The organism is uncultured Clostridium sp., assembly GCF_947072515.1.
GTDB lineage: Bacteria > Bacillota > Clostridia > Clostridiales > Clostridiaceae > Clostridium.
In genome coordinates this window covers 1-20,429 of sequence record NZ_CAMTIG010000043.1, presented here as the reverse complement: position 1 = coordinate 20,429, position 20,429 = coordinate 1, and the positions used below count along the sequence as shown (strand labels likewise).

The 20,429-nt window shown below is 27.6% G+C and carries 20 protein-coding genes; 6 read left to right on the top strand and 14 right to left on the bottom strand.

Annotation, left to right across the window (positions count from 1 at the left end; all coding sequences use genetic code 11):
• Positions 1-11: 11 nt before the first annotated feature.
• From Q0W06_RS14270 to Q0W06_RS14220, 11 genes are all read right to left on the bottom strand, one after another.
• A complete protein-coding gene (locus Q0W06_RS14270) occupies positions 12-746 on the bottom strand; it encodes a dihydroorotate dehydrogenase electron transfer subunit (protein WP_297637004.1) in 735 nt (244 codons plus the stop codon).
• Positions 746-1,624 (bottom strand): orotidine-5'-phosphate decarboxylase, encoded by an 879-nt coding sequence (pyrF, locus tag Q0W06_RS14265; RefSeq protein WP_297637001.1) that lies wholly within the window; start codon positions 1,622-1,624, stop codon positions 746-748. Before pyrF ends, Q0W06_RS14270 begins: the two co-directional genes overlap by 1 nt.
• 3 nt (positions 1,625-1,627) lie before the next feature.
• Complete coding sequence (locus Q0W06_RS14260) at positions 1,628-2,827, bottom strand: dihydroorotase (RefSeq protein WP_297636998.1); 1,200 nt, start codon at positions 2,825-2,827, stop codon at positions 1,628-1,630.
• Between the two features lie 14 nt (positions 2,828-2,841).
• Complete coding sequence (locus tag Q0W06_RS14255; RefSeq protein WP_297636995.1) at positions 2,842-3,264, bottom strand: aspartate carbamoyltransferase regulatory subunit; 423 nt, start codon at positions 3,262-3,264, stop codon at positions 2,842-2,844.
• Positions 3,258-4,187: an aspartate carbamoyltransferase gene (pyrB, locus tag Q0W06_RS14250; RefSeq protein WP_297636992.1), complete on the bottom strand. Its 930-nt coding sequence runs from the start codon at positions 4,185-4,187 to the stop codon at positions 3,258-3,260. Before pyrB ends, Q0W06_RS14255 begins: the two co-directional genes overlap by 7 nt.
• Positions 4,188-4,440: 253 nt before the next feature.
• On the bottom strand, positions 4,441-5,418 hold the full coding sequence (locus tag Q0W06_RS14245) for a TDT family transporter (protein WP_297636989.1): 978 nt from the start codon (positions 5,416-5,418) through the stop codon (positions 4,441-4,443).
• A 139-nt stretch (positions 5,419-5,557) separates the two neighbouring features.
• Positions 5,558-6,334, bottom strand: coding sequence for a serine hydrolase (locus Q0W06_RS14240; RefSeq protein WP_297636986.1), 777 nt, complete (start codon positions 6,332-6,334; stop codon positions 5,558-5,560).
• A gap of 146 nt (positions 6,335-6,480) precedes the next feature.
• Entirely contained in the window at positions 6,481-7,581 is a 1,101-nt protein-coding gene (locus Q0W06_RS14235; protein WP_297636983.1) for a 6-phosphofructokinase, read from the bottom strand.
• A gap of 244 nt (positions 7,582-7,825) precedes the next feature.
• Complete coding sequence (locus Q0W06_RS14230; RefSeq protein WP_297636980.1) at positions 7,826-8,686, bottom strand: undecaprenyl-diphosphate phosphatase; 861 nt, start codon at positions 8,684-8,686, stop codon at positions 7,826-7,828.
• Positions 8,687-8,936: 250 nt separating this feature from the next.
• Positions 8,937-9,911: a type I phosphomannose isomerase catalytic subunit gene (locus Q0W06_RS14225; RefSeq protein WP_297636977.1), complete on the bottom strand. Its 975-nt coding sequence runs from the start codon at positions 9,909-9,911 to the stop codon at positions 8,937-8,939.
• Positions 9,912-9,943: 32 nt separating this feature from the next.
• Positions 9,944-11,662, bottom strand: a complete 1,719-nt coding sequence (locus Q0W06_RS14220) for a hypothetical protein (RefSeq protein ID WP_297636974.1) — start codon at positions 11,660-11,662, stop codon at positions 9,944-9,946.
• Between the two features lie 180 nt (positions 11,663-11,842).
• On the opposite strand from Q0W06_RS14220, the gene Q0W06_RS14215 reads away from it, so the two are divergent.
• Positions 11,843-13,201, top strand: coding sequence for a Mur ligase family protein (locus Q0W06_RS14215; protein WP_297636971.1), 1,359 nt, complete (start codon positions 11,843-11,845; stop codon positions 13,199-13,201).
• A gap of 11 nt (positions 13,202-13,212) precedes the next feature.
• Positions 13,213-13,944 carry a type 1 glutamine amidotransferase gene (locus tag Q0W06_RS14210; protein WP_297636968.1) on the top strand — a complete coding sequence of 244 codons (732 nt, stop codon included), beginning with the start codon at positions 13,213-13,215 and terminating at the stop codon, positions 13,942-13,944.
• A 10-nt stretch (positions 13,945-13,954) separates the two neighbouring features.
• Here Q0W06_RS14210 and Q0W06_RS14205 read toward each other — a convergent pair whose 3' ends face one another.
• The gene (locus tag Q0W06_RS14205; protein ID WP_297636965.1) at positions 13,955-14,719 is read right to left on the bottom strand and encodes a polysaccharide deacetylase family protein; all 765 of its coding nucleotides are present in this window, start codon (positions 14,717-14,719) and stop codon (positions 13,955-13,957) included.
• A 158-nt stretch (positions 14,720-14,877) separates the two neighbouring features.
• Here Q0W06_RS14205 and Q0W06_RS14200 point away from each other — a divergent pair, with 158 nt between their 5' ends.
• Positions 14,878-16,212, top strand: a complete 1,335-nt coding sequence (locus Q0W06_RS14200) for a D-alanyl-D-alanine carboxypeptidase family protein (RefSeq protein WP_297636962.1) — start codon at positions 14,878-14,880, stop codon at positions 16,210-16,212.
• Between the two features lie 66 nt (positions 16,213-16,278).
• Here the strand turns inward: Q0W06_RS14200 and Q0W06_RS14195 are convergent, their stop codons facing one another.
• Positions 16,279-16,956 carry a flavin reductase family protein gene (locus Q0W06_RS14195; RefSeq protein ID WP_297636960.1) on the bottom strand — a complete coding sequence of 226 codons (678 nt, stop codon included), beginning with the start codon at positions 16,954-16,956 and terminating at the stop codon, positions 16,279-16,281.
• The gene (locus tag Q0W06_RS14190) at positions 16,949-17,299 is read right to left on the bottom strand and encodes an ArsC/Spx/MgsR family protein (RefSeq protein ID WP_297636957.1); all 351 of its coding nucleotides are present in this window, start codon (positions 17,297-17,299) and stop codon (positions 16,949-16,951) included. Before Q0W06_RS14190 ends, Q0W06_RS14195 begins: the two co-directional genes overlap by 8 nt.
• A gap of 286 nt (positions 17,300-17,585) precedes the next feature.
• Here Q0W06_RS14190 and Q0W06_RS14185 point away from each other — a divergent pair, with 286 nt between their 5' ends.
• From Q0W06_RS14185 to Q0W06_RS14175, 3 genes are all read left to right on the top strand, one after another.
• Positions 17,586-18,563 carry an acyltransferase family protein gene (locus Q0W06_RS14185; RefSeq protein WP_297636953.1) on the top strand — a complete coding sequence of 326 codons (978 nt, stop codon included), beginning with the start codon at positions 17,586-17,588 and terminating at the stop codon, positions 18,561-18,563.
• Positions 18,564-19,226: 663 nt separating this feature from the next.
• The gene (locus tag Q0W06_RS14180; protein WP_297636951.1) at positions 19,227-19,601 is read left to right on the top strand and encodes a CidA/LrgA family protein; all 375 of its coding nucleotides are present in this window, start codon (positions 19,227-19,229) and stop codon (positions 19,599-19,601) included.
• Positions 19,602-19,631: 30 nt separating this feature from the next.
• On the top strand, positions 19,632-20,354 hold the full coding sequence (locus tag Q0W06_RS14175; RefSeq protein ID WP_297636948.1) for an LrgB family protein: 723 nt from the start codon (positions 19,632-19,634) through the stop codon (positions 20,352-20,354).
• The last annotated feature ends 75 nt before the right edge of the window (positions 20,355-20,429 follow it).

Sequence of the window (20,429 nt, the reverse complement as noted above, 5' to 3'; positions counted from 1 at the left end):
ACTATCACTCCTTAAAACTCTACATATTCTCCATTAAAAACAGGGCCGTCTTTACAAGTTCTTTTATTTCCGTCTTTTGTTTTACATGTACATACAAGGCATGCTCCAACTCCACAAGCCATATGTTTTTCCATAGATACAAAAACTTCTGTATTTTTCTTTTTGCACATTTCTACAACAGCTTTCATCATCACTTCTGGTCCACAGCAAAGAACCATATCGTATTCTTCTGGCTTAAATATTTCTGTTACAAAACCTTTATGTCCATACTTTCCTGTATTTGTAGTTATTTTAAGGTTATCTACATATTTTTCAATTTCTTTATCTAAATAAATTTCATCTCTAAATCCAGCATAAAAATTTATTTCTTCTGCTACATTTTTTCTTTTTGCTTCTTTTGCCACTTGAAGCATTGGTGCTACTCCAATACCTCCTCCAATTACAGCTAATCTCTTTACCTTAAAGTCCAAATTAAATCCATTTCCTAAAGGTCCTGTAAGAGTAACTTTTTCGCCTTCTCTCATTTCCGTAAATCCTTTAGTTCCTTCTCCTACTACTGCATAAAGAAAAGTTAGTTTATCATTTTCTTTCTCACATATGCTTATAGGTCTTTGAAGATATCCCTTTGTACTTTTTAGCATATAAAATTGCCCTGGCTTTATATCCGCCTCTTCTATTACAACCATTTTATATATTGATGGACTTATCTCTTCATTTAATAGTATTTCACTTTGTTTAAAATTCATTATAAATCCTCTCCTTTTAAAACTGCTGCTTTAATTTCATCTCTCATTCTTATAGCTTCTTCTCTTGCTGCATTTGCAAATTCTTTTTCATCTAGGCCTCTATTTTTATACGCTAGTAATATTCCTCTTGAAGAGTTTACTACTCCACCATTTCCATTATTTAAATACATAGCTACATCTTCTGCTTTTCCACCTTGTGCTCCGTATCCTGGAATTAAGAAGAACATATTATTTAAGCTTTTTCTTATTTTTGCTCCCTCTTCTATATGTGTACATCCTATAACTCCACCTATTGGCATATATCCATTTTCACCTAATAAGTCATGTCCAAGTTCAGTTAATTTTTCTCCAACTATATCATAGACATTTTTTCCTTCGGCATCCTTTATATATTCAATATCTTTTGCACCCTTATTTGAAGTTCTTACTAAGCTAAAGATTCCTTTTTTTCCACTTTCTAAATAAGGCATGTATGGTTCTATACTATCCATTCCCATGTAAGGACTTAATGTTATAAAGTCTGCTTCAAAATCCCCTTCGAAATGGGCTTTTGCATACATTTTAGCAGTTGCTGCTATGTCGCCTCTCTTTATATCTGCTATTATTATTAAATCTTTTTTTCTTAAGTATTCTAAAGTTTCTTTATATGCAAGCAATCCTTCTATTCCTAAAGCTTCATAATAAGCGATTTGTACCTTAAAGCAGCTTGCAACATCTTCTGTTTTATTTATTATTTCTTTATTAAATTCTACAATTGCTTCTCTTGGACTTTTCCCATTCTTTATACACTCTGGAATATAACTTAAGTCCGTATCTAATCCTATACAGACTAATCCTCTCTCTTCTACTCTCTTATATAGCTTATCTATTATTCTCATATCTTACTCCCCTTTATATAAAACTTTTCCAGCTTTTATTGTCATTTTTACTTCTCCAAAAAACTCCATTCCTTCGAAAGGTGTGTTTTTTCCTTTAGAGTAAAATTTATTTGAATCTACTTTTATCTTTTTATTTAAATCTAATACTACTAAATCTCCATCCATTCCTATACCCAAAGTTCCTTTATTCATCTTTAGAAGTTTTGCTGGATTTCTTGACATAAGCTCTGATAATTTATTTAAACTCACTACTCCATCTTTTACAAGCCTTGTGTAACATATAGGAAAAGCTGTTTCTAACCCTACCATTCCCGGTGCTCCCTTTTCCTTATCTTCCTTTGTATGAGGTGCATGATCTGTACCTATACAATATACATCTCCATGTTTTATTGCTTTTAAAAGAAAATCTACGTCTTCTTTTTCTCTTATAGGTGGATTTACTCTATAATCATTTATTTCCTTAGTTAAAGCTATATGGTGTGGTGTAACTTCACAAGTTACATTTACTCCCTCACATTTCCCATCTATTATATATTTCATTGCTTCTTTTGTACTAACATGACACATATGAAGTCTAGCTCCTGTAACTTTTGCTAATGTTATATCCCTCCATGTCATCATATTCTCTGCAAGTCTCATATCAACTCTTGAAAATTCCTTTGTTTCAGCATGGGACATAACTACCCAATCATTTTCTTTTGCTATAGCCATAGCATCCATCATTATTTTAGAATCTCCAACACCAACACCATCATCTGATATTGCTTTTATTCTTTCATCTGTTTTAAACTCTTTTAAATGCTCTAAAGATTTTCCATCAAAGTTTTCAGTTATGGTTATACATTGATGTATATCTACAAGATTTAATTCTTTTGCTTTATTATCTACATAATCTAAAACTTTTTTATTTGAGCATATTGGTTTTGTATTTCCCATTAAACAAACTCCTGTATATCCACCTCTTAAAGCTGCCATACTTCCTGTTTGTAAATCTTCTTTGTAAGTAAAACCTGGATCTCTAAAGTGAGCATGTGTATCTACAAAGCTTGGCATTACCGTAAGTCCTTCTGCATATAACACTTCTACATCTTTTTTATTTAAATCTATTCCTAGTTCTTTTATTTTTCCATTCTCTATATACACATCCCCAATAAAGTTTTGTGTACTATCAATTAAATTTGCATTTTTTATTAATATATTCATATCCATTCCTCCACTTAAATACTTTGGATGTGATCACAATATTCACATCTATAAGTTCCTTTATTTTCATCTACTAAAATAAAACTTTGTGGTACATATTTTTCATTTATAGTTATACAATTTTCATTTTCACATATTATTTCATCTATAACTTTACTTTTTAATTTTGGATTGAATTTATTTATTATATTTTCATTTTCTATTTCATTTATTGTTATATTAGGGGAAATCATTGCAATCATACTATAGTCTATCTTTTCTCTAAGTTCCATTTTTATGATATCCTTTTTTCCCATACTTTCACTTTCTACATTCATGATTAATGCTACATTTAGATTTGTATTTTCAAGTTCTAATTTATTAAATATCTTTATTCCATACCCTGCTTTTATATGGTCAATTACGATTCCATTCTTTATTCTAGCTATCTTTAACATTCTTCTACCCCCAACAATTTGCATATTAAAGCCATTCTCACATACATTCCATACTCAGCTTGCTTAAAATACGCTGCTCTAGAATCTTTGTCAACTTCCATTTCTATTTCATTTACTCTTGGAAGTGGATGCATTACTATCATGTCATCCTTTGCTTTATTCATTTTTGTTTTATCAAGGATATAACTATCTTTAAGTCTTAAATATTCTTCTTCATTAAAAAATCTTTCTTTTTGTATTCTCGTCATATACAAAACATCAACTTCTTCTATTGCATCTTCTAATTTTTCGATTTCTACAAATTTAATATTATTCTTTATTAATATTTCCTCTTTTATATAATCTGGAATTTTAAGTTCTTTAGGTGATATTAAGTAGAACTCTATTCCTTCATATCTAGTCATTGCTTTTATTAAAGAATGTACTGTTCTTCCAAACTTTAAATCTCCACAAATTCCTATCTTTTTATTTTTTAATTCGCCCTTTAAATTTTTTATAGTTAATAAATCTGCTAAAGTTTGAGTTGGATGCTGATGCCCTCCATCCCCTGCATTTATTATTGGAACATTTGAATAAAGACTTGCTACTCTAGCAGCTCCTTCTTTAGGATGCCTCATAGCTATAACATCTGAATAAATTGATACTATTTTTATAGTATCTGCTAAAGTTTCACCTTTAGACGCTGAACTTGAATTTGGTTCTGAAAAGCCTAATACATTTCCTCCAAGTCTCATCATAGCTGATTCAAAGCTAAATCTTGTTCTTGTACTAGGTTCATAGAATAGTGTGGCTAAAATTTTACCATCACATACTTTAGAATATTTTTTAGGATTTTTTAGGATTTTTTCCGCTAGTGAAAAAATTTCTTCTAATTCTTCTACTTTAAAATCCATTGGATCAATTAAGTGTTTATCTTTTAACATTTTACATTCACTCCTTTTTAACCTCTCCGTGTTAAATTTAAAGGTATTTTTTATTATATATTTATTAATTTATTGACTATCAATTTATAAAAAAAGCCTTCCTTACAGTGTAAGGAAGGCATAATAACCCAAAGGTTAGAATAGTCTTATCTTTCTCATCTTCCTTACAGGTCTCTCTGGACCTCTTTAAAGGTTTTCTTGTATGTAAGAATATCATGCTTAATATTTTTTGTCAATATTTTGATTAAAAGATTTATTCTGCAATTTCTATATGCTCTTTATTTTTAAAACTTTCCTTAACAGCTTTTATAAACATAATTAAGAAATTAACTAATACGTATAAAATAAGCGCTGTTGTAATTACTAATTCAAATATTGCTAGGCCCCTAAATATAACTCCCACAGTTGTGTATCCAATAAAGTCTACGTAGGATGCCATTTTTAACATAGCTAAAAGACTTATTGCAAGTGGGAATGTAAAGCTTGCTTGAATTGGTAAAAAACCATTCTTTAATGATCTTGGTATTTTTATATAAACATACACTAAATTAAAGATAGATGTAATAAATAATATCCCTAGTATTATTTCATTTGGAGTATTTGTATATGCTAAATATCCGCTTATACAAAGACTTGCTGGTGCTGATAATACTGCTATTGCCGGCGATATGTTTTCATTTATTTTATCTTTTTTAAATAGTCTATATAACATAAATGGCCATACTATTACATATAAAACTGTTCCAACGATAAGTAATGCTAGTGCAATATTTTTATATCCCATTTCCATTCCTGAAACTGTTCCTACAACCATACCAACTAATTGAATAAACCAACTTGGTAACATATCTTCCATTTTAAATTTCCTTGCTCTAAAACCAAAGAATATTAAAAATAATGCTACATGTATGACTATTGCTGAAAACCATAAAATTTTCCCCATCAAAGGATCACCTTTGTAAAGATATGCTGCTATTAAAAATAATGCCATATCGAATGTTGGATAAAAACTTCCTAAAACAGGACTTTTTAATTCTTCTACAACCTTACGAGGATAGATTATTACCTTTAATACCATTATATAAAGGGCAATTATTCCAAATGTGATTGCTGCAGTAGTAAAGTATGGATATCCTAGTGATGTAAAGCAATTACTTAAAGTTATAACCCCTAAGGCTATACCACACATTCCTATTGGATAATTCTCTAATTTTCTAAATAAATTTTTCATTTAATCCCTCCTATTTATTAATAATTTTAAACTACTCATTTAAAATTTAAAAGGGAGTTTTCTTAAAAACTTATGTCTTTTTCTTCTTTACATCTATAAAATAAAAAATATATGGAATTAAATTCCATATATTTCTATTTTAATTCCAATTATTCATTATACTATCCCAAGCCATCTTTCCACATTTAGCTAATGTTACTGTTCCATACACACTATTTGGAATATCTTGTGATAATACCGTAAAAACAAACTCACCTTTAGATAATCTAATTAATGCTGTATCATTTTCAACACCTTTTTTATCTCCTGTTTTACTAGAAATTTCATACTTTAAATCGTCTGGAATATATAAAGCTAATTTATTTCTAATTTGTTGTCTTCTCAATATATCTATAAGCATTATACTATTTTTTTCATCTAAAAAAGTTTTATTATAAAGATGCTTCCATATAAGTCCTAAATCCTTAGATGATGTATAATTTTCTGTATCTACTTCATTTCTCTCATCTGCAGTTTTTCTATTTAAAACTGTATTTTTTAACCCCATTTCTTTTATATCTTCATTTATTACATCCATTCCAACTATATCAATTATTTTATTAGCTGCAGTATTATCGCTCTGTATAAGCATTGCAACTAATAATTCAAAAATTGTATAATCACGTGAGTTAAATTCATGAATGATTCCTGTTCCATATACCTTATCGGATACATCAATCTTTATTTTATCTAAAAAAGTAACAGTTCCTCTCTCAACTGCTTTAATAAGTGATACTGCAATTGGAAGTTTCATGCAGCCTGCACTTATCATTTGAACGTTTTCATTATATCCATATGTGAAACCACTAGATAAATCTTCAAAATAGAATGAATAAGTTCCAATTCTTGACTCTAAATATTTTTTTATCTCCTTCATAATACCCTCCAGCTCTAAAAAATTCTCTAATTTTAATATAAGTATAACATATTTTCAGAAAATTTTGAACATTTTAAAAAATTTGTTATATAAAGGCAAGAATATATCTTGCCTTTCATTTATATTATATGCTTTATATTATGAATTTAATCACCAAAACAAATTCCTATTGCTTTTGCTGTTTTTACAAGCTCACAATTTTCTTCTACATTCTTAGTTTTTTGGCCAATTACATTCTCTAAACTATCATATGCTAATTTATCACCTTTTAAACATACCATATTGCCAAATAATCCTTTTTCAATCAACTCTACTGCTCCTACACCATATCTAGTAGAAAGAATTCTATCATAAGTTGAAGTATTTCCGCCTCTTTGTACATGTCCTAAAACAGTACACCTTACTTCATTTTCTTTTATTATTTTTTCTAAATCTTCAGCAAGTTTATTCCCAATACCACCTAATCTTATAGGGTCTGGGCTGTCTTCAACGATTTTAGATACTACAACTTCACCATCTTTTGGTTTTGCACCTTCAGCTACAGTTATAATTGTAAATGGTTTACCATTTTCTTTTCTTTCATTAATCTTCTTTACAATTTTATTTATATCATACGGAATTTCAGGAAGTAAAATTACATCTGAAGATCCTGCTATTCCTGATTCTAATGCTATCCAACCTGCACCTCTTCCCATTACTTCACAAATCATTATTCTATGATGGGATTCTGCTGTTGTATGTAGCCTGTCTAAAGCTTCTGTTGCTACATCTATAGCTGTATTAAATCCAAAAGTTACATCAGTTGAAGCTAAGTCATTATCAATAGTCTTAGGAACTCCTATAACATTAATCCCTTTTCTTGAGAAATCCCTAGCTGAAGTTAATGTTCCATCTCCACCTATAACAACAAGAACATCTACCCCTTCTTTTTTTAGATTTTCAACGGCAACATCAGAAACATCTCGCTTTACTTTAACTCCATTTTCTTCTACTTGATAATCAAATAAGTTATCTTTATTTGAACTATATAATATAGTTCCCCCTCTGTGAAGTATTCCTGATACATTTTGAAGAGTAAGTGGCATAAAATCATTATTATATAGTCCCCTATATCCAAATTTATATCCAATTACCTCTAATCCATGATTTAAAATAGCTGCTCTAGTCACGGCTCTTATTACTGCATTTAATCCTGGACAATCTCCTCCTCCAGTTAATAATGCAATCTTCTTAATTCCGTTGTTCATCTTCTAATTCCCCCTTTATACCATGCTATTTTTAAACATCTTGACAATTAAACCCACTTCTATTTCGTCAATCTATTTTTTGGTAAATTTAGAAAATATTTAATATTTTCCCTTTTTATAATACCATATTTATCCTTTTTATAAAAGTTTTTTTTATTTTCATAATAATTTATTCAGTTTTTACTTTTCTTTTCAAATATTATTGTAAAAAAAATAAATCCAGTAAACTGGATTTATTTCTTCTTTATAATGCTGGAAGTGTTATAACTCCAACAAATACTAATATTGCTAAAAGAATCCCCATTGCAACTCTATAAACTGCAAATATTCTCATTGGTTTTTTCTTTAAGTATGCAACGAACTTATCCATAACAACTATAGCTACTATGAATGCAACTATAAATCCTACACCTAATGCAATCCATTTTGATGTATCCATTATCGAAAAATCAAACTTCATTAAGTCTAACCCTGATGATCCTATCATAGCTGGAATTGCTAAAAAGAATGAAAATTCTGCCGCTACTGGAGTTGATAATTTACCTATCCATCCTCCCATTATAGTTGAAGCACTTCTAGACATTCCAGGCCACATCGCAAAACATTGTGCAACACCTACTATTAGAGCTTGTTTTGGTGTTATGTCATCTATATCTGTTGCCTGTGGTCTCTTTTTTCTAAATATATTTTCTATTACTATAAGTAATATACCACCTACTATAAATCCTACTATAACCGATTGTGGTGTAAAAAGACCTTTTATAGCATCATGTAATGCAAACCCCACAACAGCTGCTGGAATTGAACCAATTATTACATTTATTCCAAATCTAAACCCTGTTTTTCCTTCTCTACCTCTAGTAAATATGTATTTAAAAAATTCTACTACACTACTACTAATTTTTTTCCAATATAAAACTACTACTGCAAGTATGGCCCCTAATTGGATTACCACAGTAAACATATTTGCAAACTCTCCTGTAAAGCCAATAAGATCCCCTACTAAAATCATATGTCCTGTTGATGATACTGGAACAAACTCTGTTATTCCCTCAACAATACCTATAATTAAAGCTTTCAATATTAAAATCAAATCTAATCCCACTAAAATATCCCCCCATTTCTATATCTTGACTATTTAATTATAATTCTTTAACATTTTATTGTCTATGTGAAATTTATTTTAATTTTATTACTTTTTAATTAACTTGCATTGAAAATACTTTTTTTAAAACAGCTTTTCTATTCAATTTATATGATTTTTTTCTTTTTTCCAGTTCATATTATTCATAACTTTATCAATAAAAAAATACTGTCTTATAATTCTTATCAAACTACAAGACAGCTTTTTCAATCTATTTTACTACTTTATTTAGTAACTCTTCTTTTTCCTTTTCTAGATCTGGAACATAACTTTTTAAAATTTCCAAATTACCTTTTATTATATATTTACCTAAATATGCTGGAATAAGAATACTATCACCTTTCTTAATTTCTATAACTTCTCCATTGCCTTCTATACATCCATTACCTTCTACACATGTATATAAATGAAATCTATCCTTTTCACTATTTAATGTAATTTCCCCATTTAAAATATATTTTTCTATAGCAAAAAATTCACTTAAACATAATATTGTTCTGTCATACCCTTCTTCATGTATAGTCACACCTTTAATATTTTCAGATTTTAAATCAAAATCTATTACATCTAATGCCTTTTCTACATGTATTTCTCTTCCTCTATTAAAATCATATACTCTATAAGTTGTATCACTATTTTGTTGTATTTCTGCAATAATTACCCCTTCACATATAGCATGTACTAATCCACTCTTAACATAAAACATATCACCTTTTTTTACTGGTATTTTATTTAAATATTTATCTAAATTGCCTTTTTCAATTGCTTCTTTAAATATTTCCTTTGTGCAATTCTTAGTTCCTACTATTAAACTTGCCTCTTCTGTTGCATCAACTACATACCAAGCTTCAGTTTTCCCTAAATCATTTTCTCTTTTCGCATATTCATCATCTGGATGTACTTGTACTGAAAGTTTGTTATTTGAATTTATTAATTTTATTAATAAAGGAAATTTATCTAATCCTATCTTATCTCCCATAACCTCTTTTCCATAAGTTTGAATAAGTTTATTAAAATCCATTCCTTTTAAGTTACCATTTTTAATAACACCTGTCCCATTTTTATGACAAGCAATATCCCAACTTTCTCCTATTTCTCCCTTTGGAACATTATCTCTAAATTTTTCAAAATCTCTTCCACCCCAAATTTTGTCATAGTATAAGTTTTCAAATATAATTGGATACATTTTATTCTCTCCTTTTTTCCTCTGAATATTATTTATTTTAAAAATTCTAAATTATCTATTTGCCAATTTTGAATAGATGTTTCTTCTACTTCCTCATAGACTTTTTTTATCAATGAAAAATTTACTGAAACACTTTCTTTAATTTTAATGTCAGTTTTTTCTTTAATATTTTCCTTTGCAGTTTTTATATTACTCATAGCTCTTGATATATTCTTTTCATAGTTCGTGTAATAAACCGCTGCATTATTTAATGCTTTTATATTAAAATTATCTACATCATATGCTTTTCTTATATTTTCTATCCCATACTCTAAACTTCCTTGTTCTATATACATAATTCCTAGATAATTGTAAAGTTCACTATTTTCTGAATCTATCTTAATAGCATTCTTTATTGTTTCTATAGGCAATTTCTTTTCTTCCCCTTTTGATTCAATAGTTGCTTTTTCTACAAAATTTCTATAATTATAAGAATCTAATTTAGTAGCTATATCATAATATATATATGATATTTCATTTAAACCTTTATCTCTATAAAATTCTGCTGCCGTCTTTATAATTTTTATACTATATGGACTCTTTAAAAGTCCTTCTCTAATATAAGTTCCTGCACTATCAATATCTTTTGTTTCCTTTTTTAGTATATCAGAAAATAAGGTATATGCCTTCCCAAAATTTTCATTTATTTCTAAAGTTTTATTTGCATAATGTATAGCATTTTCCAAATCATCTCTCTTTGTATATATACCTGAAAGAACATACGCCCCTCCGTAAGTATCTTCAAAATTTTCTTTTATTTCATTTATTAATATTTCACTTCTTTTCTCATCTAAATCTTTTTCACTTGCTTGAAGTTCTAATATTAATCTACTAAATTCACCTTCTTCGATGTTGTTCATTCTCTTTATTCCATTATCATAAGTTTCTGGATTCATTATTTCAATTTGAGCTATAAATATATTATCCATAGTATCTTTTTCATTTTCTTTAATATATTTTATAAAATCTCTTTCATCCTTATACTCTCTTAAAATATTTAGTACATTAATATTTGTTTTATCAAGTTTATAACTCTCTTTTAAATATTTTATCCCTTCATTATAATCTTTTAATAAGATATTCATTTCTCCCAATTCACTTAATCTGTAACTATTTTTTCTATCTACTTTCATTGAATCTAAAATATTTTTTGCCTTTATTTTATCTCCATTCACTAAGTAAGCTACTACTAATGTTTCTTTTAATAAATCATTTTCAAATTCTTCAAAAAAAAACTCTCCATACTCAATTGCCTTTTCAACATTACCATTTACCAAATATGTAAAAGCAATTTCCTTTGATAAGGCTTCCATTTCTTTTTCATACTTATTTTTTCCTTCTACATCTAATTGTACCCTACTTTGAATATAGGCTTTTTCTGCAAAAGAATTCGATATAAGTAAGTCTCCCTTTATAGAATGTATCTTACTTTCTTCTATTATATTTGCAGGCCATTTTTCCTTTTCTCCTTCCTTTTTTAATTTTTCAATAGCTTCATCATATTTACCTTCATAATATTCTCGTTTTTCTAAGTCAATTACTATTTCAGTATTTTTAATCTCTTCTTTCATTGCCACTTTACATATAAACGATATCATCAACGCAAATGAACACACACCTATGATAATCAAGAAGCTTTCCATATTTGGCCTTTTTTCAATATTTGGCCTTTTTTCAATATTTTTTTTATTTTTCCCCAAGAAATTCCCCATAAATCCTCCATCTTTAATTCATATATATTTAATATTATCAAAATTTTGCTAACATTTCTAGTTTAAATAGCTTTTTAACACTATTTTCATTGAAATATACTCTTTTAGGGGTTAATATATATTTATGTTTAAAAGCATATCTTTTTATTATTATTGGTAATACTTATTAAAGTAAGGATGGTGAATATTATTAATATAAAATCTATTATAAGTATAATCGCTAGTAAAATAGTCTTATTCTTATCAAAAAACTTTTTAAAAGGCGGAAGTAATTTTCCTGGGAAAGTTGCTTTAAAGCTAGACAAAAAAATATTAAAAACTGTAGCTAAAGACTATAAGGTAGTTCTTGTTACAGGAACCAATGGGAAAACAACAACTACAAGTATGATTTATAACATATTAAAAGAATCTGGTTGTCGAGTTATAACTAATAGCACTGGTGCTAATATGTATCCTGGAATAGTTACTTGCTTCGTAGATAATTTTAAGTTTGGGAAATCTAATAAAAGATCATTTGCAATTATTGAAGTTGATGAAGCAAATGTTAAGTTTATAACTGAACATTTAAAACCTGAACTTCTTACAATAACAAATCTTTTTAGAGATCAACTTGATAGATATGGTGAGGTCTACACTACTCTTTCTAAAATAATGGAAGGTGTTGTAAAAACTCCATCAACAAAACTTATTTTAAATGGGGATGAATCTCTTCTTGGGAAATTAGATGTTCCTAATGAAACATCATTTTATGGTTTTTCAGTTCCTGTTAAAGAAGGAGTTAAGCTTGATGTAAATGCCGATGCAAAATTCTGTAAATTTTGTAAAGCTCCATATGAATATAACTACATAACTTACAATCATTTAGGTGATTTCTATTGTCCAAACTGTGGATACAAACGTAGTGAACTTAAATATTCAGTAAATGAAATAATCGACTTAGAACCAAATAGTTCTGAAGTTATGATAAATGATGATGTAGTTAAAATTAGCCAAGCTGGTGTTTACAATATCTATAATGGACTTTGTGCTTATGCTATGGCAAAAGAACTATCTATGCCAACTGAATCTATATTAAAATCTTTAAGTAAACAAGATTCAAGCTTCGGTAGACAAGAAGTTATAAATATTGATGATAAGCAAGCTAAAATAATTCTTGTGAAAAATCCTGCTGGTTACAACCAAGCTATCGATACTCTTTGTCTTAACAAAGAAGAGTTCTCTTGTCTATTCATGCTAAATGATAATTATGCAGATGGTAGAGATGTTTCTTGGATTTGGGATGTAGATTTTGAAAAACTTCATACATTACCTATAAATGATGTATTCATTTCTGGAATGAGAATGTATGATATGGCAGTGAGACTTAAAACTGCTGGATTAAATGAAGATAATTTCAAAATAGAAGCTGATTATGAAAAGCTTACTAATATGATTAAGTCTTCTAAAGATAAGAATTTTTATATCTTAGCTACTTATACTGCTATGATAAATTACAGAAAGTATCTTCATTCTAAGGGATACATCGAAAAACTTTGGTAAGGAGAAATTTTATGGAATTAAATATCTGTCATCTTTATCCAGATCTTTTAAATGTTTATGGTGATGTTGGTAACATTCTAATCCTTAAACAAAGAGCTGAAAGACGTGGAATAAAGGTAAATATAATAAATATTTCTATTAATGATACTTTTAATGCGGATAATTTTGATATTGTCTTCTTCGGTGGTGGGCAAGATTATGAGCAATCTATAGTATCTGATGATTTAAAAACTGATAAACGCGAAGAGCTACATAAATATGTAGAAGAAGGTAAAGTTTTATTAGCAATTTGCGGGGGTTACCAATTATTAGGTAATTATTATAGAGCTCCTAATGGTGAAAAACTAGAGGGTTTAGGTATTTTAAATATCTACACTGAAGGTGGCGACACTAGATTTATTGGTAACACAGTAATTCATAATGAGGATTTCAATGAAACATATGTTGGTTTTGAAAATCACTCTGGTAGAACTTTTATAAACGATTTAAAGCCACTTGGAAAATGCCTACAAGGTTATGGAAATAATGGTCAAGATGGGCATGAAGGTTGTATCTATAAAAATACTTTTTGTAGTTATTTTCACGGATCATTACTTTCAAAAAACCCAGAACTTGCTGATCGTTTCTTAACTCTAGCTTTAGATAAAAAATATAACGAGAATATCACATTAGATCCATTAAATGATACTTTAGAATTAAAAGCTAAAGAATGTATTATAAATAGATCTAAAGAAAAAAAGTAGATTTTAAAATCTACTTTTTTTCTATAAATTTTCTATTTATCACTTTTGTATTTGTTAAATAGTCTATTTCTTCTCCTGTTATCTCATCTAAACATTTAAATTCATAACCCTTACTTTTATATGTATTTATAAGTTCTTGTAATGTGCTAACAGTAGTATCTTTAACATCTGTATCATGCATCAATACTACTTCCACTTTATATCTTCCACAATTTTTTTTAAAATTATTTTTTAATTTATTTGCAGATACAATCACTGCTTCTGCATCACCTGAATCTACATTCCAATCAATATAATTTATACCTTTTTTATTTAATTCCTTTAAAATATTATTTTTAATATCATAATTTGATACCTCATTTGTAGCTCCACCAGGCAATCTTACAAAATTAAAGTTATATTCTTCACCTAATATATTTTGTAAATTTTTATTACATGCATCTAAGTCACAAAAATATGAATTTTCATCAGCATAAATTTGTTTATAGTTATGTACATTACAATGCGGATATATTCCCATTTCATACTCTCTCAATTTTTCTAATTTTTCTTTATATTTAACTGCATTTCCTCCTACTACAAAGAAATTCCCTTTTACAGCATTATTATTTAATATTTCTAATACCTTTTCTGTATTTATACTCGATGGTCCATCATCAAAAGTTAGATAAACGGTTCTTTTTAATTCACCTCCCTTTACAACTTTCACCTCTAGTATGGTAAATGTTGTGATCAAAATAACTAAATAAAATAAAATCTTATATCTTTTTTTCAAAATACCACCCTCTCATCTCTTATTTTGCCTAAAATAATAAATTTTATTAATAAATTGTAAGAATTATATTATTTTTTTGTTATTGTTATTATATATTTTAAATGTTATACTCATTTTGAGTATGTCCCAAAATAATCAAACGAGATGGAGAGATTGCTTTGACGAAAACAAATTTTTTTACTAAAAAAAATTTGCTTATTAAATTAATAGCTTTACTATTTATAATTTCTTTATTCTTACCTTTTTCATTAAATGCTTCAGCAGATCCTGTATCTACTAAGGCAACTAATGAAACAACTCAAACTAATGAGCCGAATATAACTGGTAAATTTGCATTAACAATGGATTTAAAAACAGGGGAAATTATCTATTCAAAAAATGCAGACAAAAAAGCTTATCCAGCTAGTTTAACAAAACTTATGACCGCTCTTTTATTTGCAGAGCATGCAAATAAAACTGACGAAATTAAGTTTACTGAAGAGGCTTCTAAGCAACCACCATATTCATTACATTCAAATTGGCCTGGCGTATCAATCAAAGTTGGACAAGCTATGTCTGCTGAAGATGTTATGAAGGCTTTACTTATGTTTTCTGCAAACGATGCAGCTTATATGATAGCAGATTATGTTTCAGGAAATTCTGCTAACTTTGCAAAACTGATGAATGAAAAAGCTCAAGAGTTAGGTATGAAAGATACACATTTTGTAACTGCAAATGGATTACATAATCCAGAACACTACACAACAGCTTACGATTTAGCTATTCTTTTAAAAGCAGCATTTAATAATCCATGGGTTCGCGAAACTATGGAAATGCAAAATTCTAGTATTATGATAAATAATAAGAGAGTTGATCTTGTTAATAGAAATGATGGACTTGGAAAAGATGGTAACATTGCTGGTAAAACAGGGACTACTAATGATGCCGGTAATTGTTTAGCATCCGTCTATGACAGAAATGGTAGACAAATTCTTGGAATAGTTCTTTTTTCTAACGACATGAATACACCAGATTACAGATATAAAGATATGGAAACAATTATGAATTATAGCTATAATGCTAAACCATCTATCTTTATAGAAAAAGGGAAATCTATAAAAGATGTCACTTTAAAGTATAAACTTTTTGGATTTTTTGGACCAGTTAAAGAAGTAACTGCTCCTATTACTATTGATAATGATGTTATGTTATATAACAATTCCTTTAATGTGAATCATACTCAAGTTCATTTTAATGTAAATGATGAGAGTGCATGGAAGGCAACATCTAAAGATAGTATTGATTTAACACTTGTATCTGGTCTATATAAGACTACTATTAAAGGTTCTCTAGGTATTTCTAAATTTGATTTAATAAAAGCAAATGTTTTTATATACTTAGGTGTTCTTATTTGCATAGTTCTAATCATATTAATTATTTTATTTATTATTAGAGCTATAAATAAAAGACGTTATAAAAGAACCCGTTATTCAAACTATAGAAGAAGATATTAAATTATGTTATATAGAAAGAAACTAGGTTTTTTAATTACCTAGTTTCTTTTTTACTTTTCTTTTTATTTACTTTCTCTTTTTATTTAAAGCTTTCTTATTCTTCTTCTTTTTATTATATCCTTCTTTTCTTTCCTTTTTATTATGTTCTTCTTTTATTTCCTTTTTTTCTTTTGTTTCCTTCTTCTTCATTACTGAATAACCAAATTTTCCAATAGGTTTTTTAGGCATAGGATAGTATTCCCCATGACAATATGTAATTAATTCACCTTCCTCAAAATGTATCTTTCCTTTTTCATCCATTAAATCCTCGTCTATATGTGAACATAAAACATCAGCAATTATCATATCATGTGTTCCTAAAGGAATTATTTTATTTACCTTACATTCTATTGATACTGGACATTCTTTTATATAACTTCCATGTATTTCTTCACATGGAACCATTGTAAAATCACATTCTTCTATTTTATCAATATTTCTACCACTTCTCACACCACAATAATCAACCTTTTTAACCATATCTTTTCTTGGCATATTTACTACAAATGTCATAGATTCCTTCAAATATTCATAAGATAACCTTTCAGGTCTTACTGATATAGATAACATTGGTGGCTTTGTACAAACAGTTCCTGCCCAAGCTACTGTAAATACATTTTCCTTTCCTTCTTTATTTTTTGTTGAAATAATTACAACTGGTACTGGATTTAAAACTACACTTCCTTTAAACTTCTTTTTACTCATCATTTAACTCCCACTCTTTAAATTTTTCTTCTATGCATCCTAAGACTGCTTCTTTCCCATTTCTAACTATTGGCGATTTTAAAAGTTTTGGATTTTTTAAAATTATTTCTTCTTTCATTTCAACAGCTCTTATTTTATCTAGATTCGATTTTTTATAATCTTTACTATTTACATTGATTAATTCATTTATTTTTATTGATCTTTTTATATTATTTAATTCTCCTTTAGATATTCCTTTTTCATCTAAATCAACTAAAGAATATTTTATCCTTCTTTCTTTAAAGTATCTTTCCACTTTTTTTGTCTCGAAGCATTTTTTTCTTCCAAATATTTGTATGTTCATTTGAATCTCCCTTTTTTATTCTTATAATCTATATAATAATCTAATTTTAGTTTTTTTTAAACTTTCCAAACAAAAATTCTTCTATATATTTCTATAATAATAATATATTTTTTAAATTATAAATTATTTATTCTCTTAATAATTTATAATTTCATATTATTTTTCTTTTTATTTCTCTCTATTAACCCCTTTTTATCTAAATATCGATTTGTATATTTTTCTTATTTAAGCTATAATTTTATTATATTTAACATTTAATTAACTTTTTAAATAAGGAGTGTTATTTTTGCAAATAAATATTAATAAACGTGATTATTACTTTGATACATTAAAAGGTGTTCTTATAATTGCTGTTATAATCGGTAATATATTAGAACTTGCAGCTCCTCAAAATGTGGACTTGCATTTTTTCATCCTTTTCTTATACATGTTTCATATGCCACTTTTCACTTTTGTATCTGGATATTTTTCAAAAAAAAGTAACCGTACAACAGTTCAAAAGGTTAAAAGTATTTTTTTAACCTATATTTTTGCTCAGATACTTTACGTTGCATACTCTAATTTTTTCTTACATTTAGATTATGATTTAACTTTATTATATACACATTGGACTTTCTGGTATCTTCTATCATTAACTTTTTGGTATATCATATCTGATTATATAAAGAATCCTAAACTTTGGCTTATTGGCTCAATTTTATTTTCTCTTATAATAGGATTTGATAATAGTGTTGGGAGTTCCGCTAGCTTTTCTAGAACATTTTTCTTTCTACCATTTTTTATAGCTGGAACTATGTTTAAACGAGAATATGTGGACTGGCTTAAAAAACGAAGAATTTATTTTTTAATTCCTTCAATTATCATTTTAATAATTCTTTACACTTTAAGACACTATACTCCTGTTGATTTACTTTTTGAATATACTAATTATGAAACTTTTCAATCCTTAGGATTGTTTCCTCTATTTATGAGAGCATTTCATTATATTGGTGCATTCTTTTTAAGTGGCTTTATTTTAACATTAATCCCCGAGAAAAAATATTATATTTCAAATTTAGGTAAAATATCATTATGGGTATATTTAGTTCATGGTTCTGTAGCCCATACAATATTACCTTATTTAAACTTCAACAATTATCTTAATTCTTTTCTTTCAGCAATTGCTACTGTTTTAGTTTCAATACTAGTTGGAAAAGCATTTTTAAAAGCTGAACAGCTTATCAAAAACGCTAACAATGAATTAAAAGATATACACTCAACTTAACTACTTAAAAGGCTGTTTGAATACAGCCTTTTTAATTTTCCATTTCACAAATAAAACTTTCTATTTGTAACAATACACCCTTAAGAATATTCATTTTTTATTAATATTCATAATATAAAAATAATATTTATATTCGTATTTATTTTTCTTATCTAGACTTTTTTTATATACTTCAAATTTTTGATTCCTTCTTCACAATTTTTTTTCATTTTAATTTTTTAAAAGCTTTATTTATTTATTACTCGCCCTTATTTTTTTCTTTAATAATTAGAGTTTATCTCAATTTTCAATATTTTTTCTTATTATTTTCTTTGTTTTTCATTGACTCAAAGTCATAAATTTTTTTTGAATTTCTATCTCTTCATAATCTTTTTTTCAAACTCTAAGACTCAATATTAGCATAATATTCTGTCAACATTCATTTTTTATTTTTTCTTTCAATTGCTTCTTTTCTCTCATTATTTTATGAATAAATTGTAAAACATTTTTATTTCAAAAATTATCTCCTAACCCTCTATTAATAAGGCTTTCCACACTTTTTACACTTTTCAGATATCGTTTTCACACTGTATTCTCTCATTATTGTCATTTTTCCCGTATTTACTTAGAATACTTTAAGTGATAAAGTATTAATGAATTTAATAGAAAAGGAGGAACTGTTAAGTGAAACTTTTTAGAGAAACTTTAATAATATTAATCATTTACATTATTGGTGAAGTAATATCAGGATTAACCCATATACCAGTTCCCGGAAATATAATCGGAATGATTCTTTTATTCATTGCCTTATGTTTAAAAATTGTTAAAGTTGAACAAATCGATACTATAAGTAACTTTTTCTTAGATCATTTAGCTTTTTTCTTTTTACCTGCAGGGGTTGCTGTTATGAACTCCTTTGGTTTAATAAAAGCAAATATCGTGCAAATTTTAATAGTTTGTTTAGTTACAACCGCTATTACAATGACTATAACAGGCTTAGTCGTTCAAGCTGTTGCAAATAAACTAGATAAAAAGAAAGCTTTAAATGAAAACAAATAATTTAGGGAAAATAAAGGAAGTGTAATTAAAATGTCAACCCTATCACACATAGTTATACATAATGATTTATTCGGTATAGTTTTATCACTTATAACTTATGAGATTGGAATCTTGCTTTACAGAAAAACAAATCTACCAATCTTCAATCCATTGCTTATTGCAATTGTTTTAGTAATAGGATTTTTATTAGTATTTCATATAGATTTTAAAACTTATGATGAAGGTGCTCAATTTATAAACTTATTCTTAGCTCCATCAACAGTAGTTTTAGCTGTACCACTATATAAACAAATAGATAGATTAAAAGAAAACCTAATCCCTATCGTAGTAGGAATACTATGCGGAAGTGGTGGTGGTATTATATCAATTTTCTTACTATCACATTTTGTTGGTTTAGATAAACAAATGATTGCATCATTAATGGCTAAATCAGTAACTACTCCTATCGCTATATCAGTAACTGCTGAACTTCATGGATTAGTTCCTGTAACTGTTCTTGCTGTTATAACAACTGGTATTATAGGTGCTGTAATTCAACCATTTATAATGAAAATATTTAAAATTAAAAATAAAATTGCCGTTGGACTTTGTCTAGGTACATCATCTCATGCTATTGGTACTACCAAAGCACTTGAAATTGGTGAAACTGAAGGTGCTATGAGTTCTCTTGCAATTGGAGTTAACGGTATCGTTACTGTTGTCCTTGCACCAATTATTTTTTCAATTGGTATGGCAATACTTGCAATGATTTAGAAAAAAAACTATGTTAGCATAATTATATATTATCCTTACATAGTTTTTTCTTTAATAAATACTACCTTATATAAA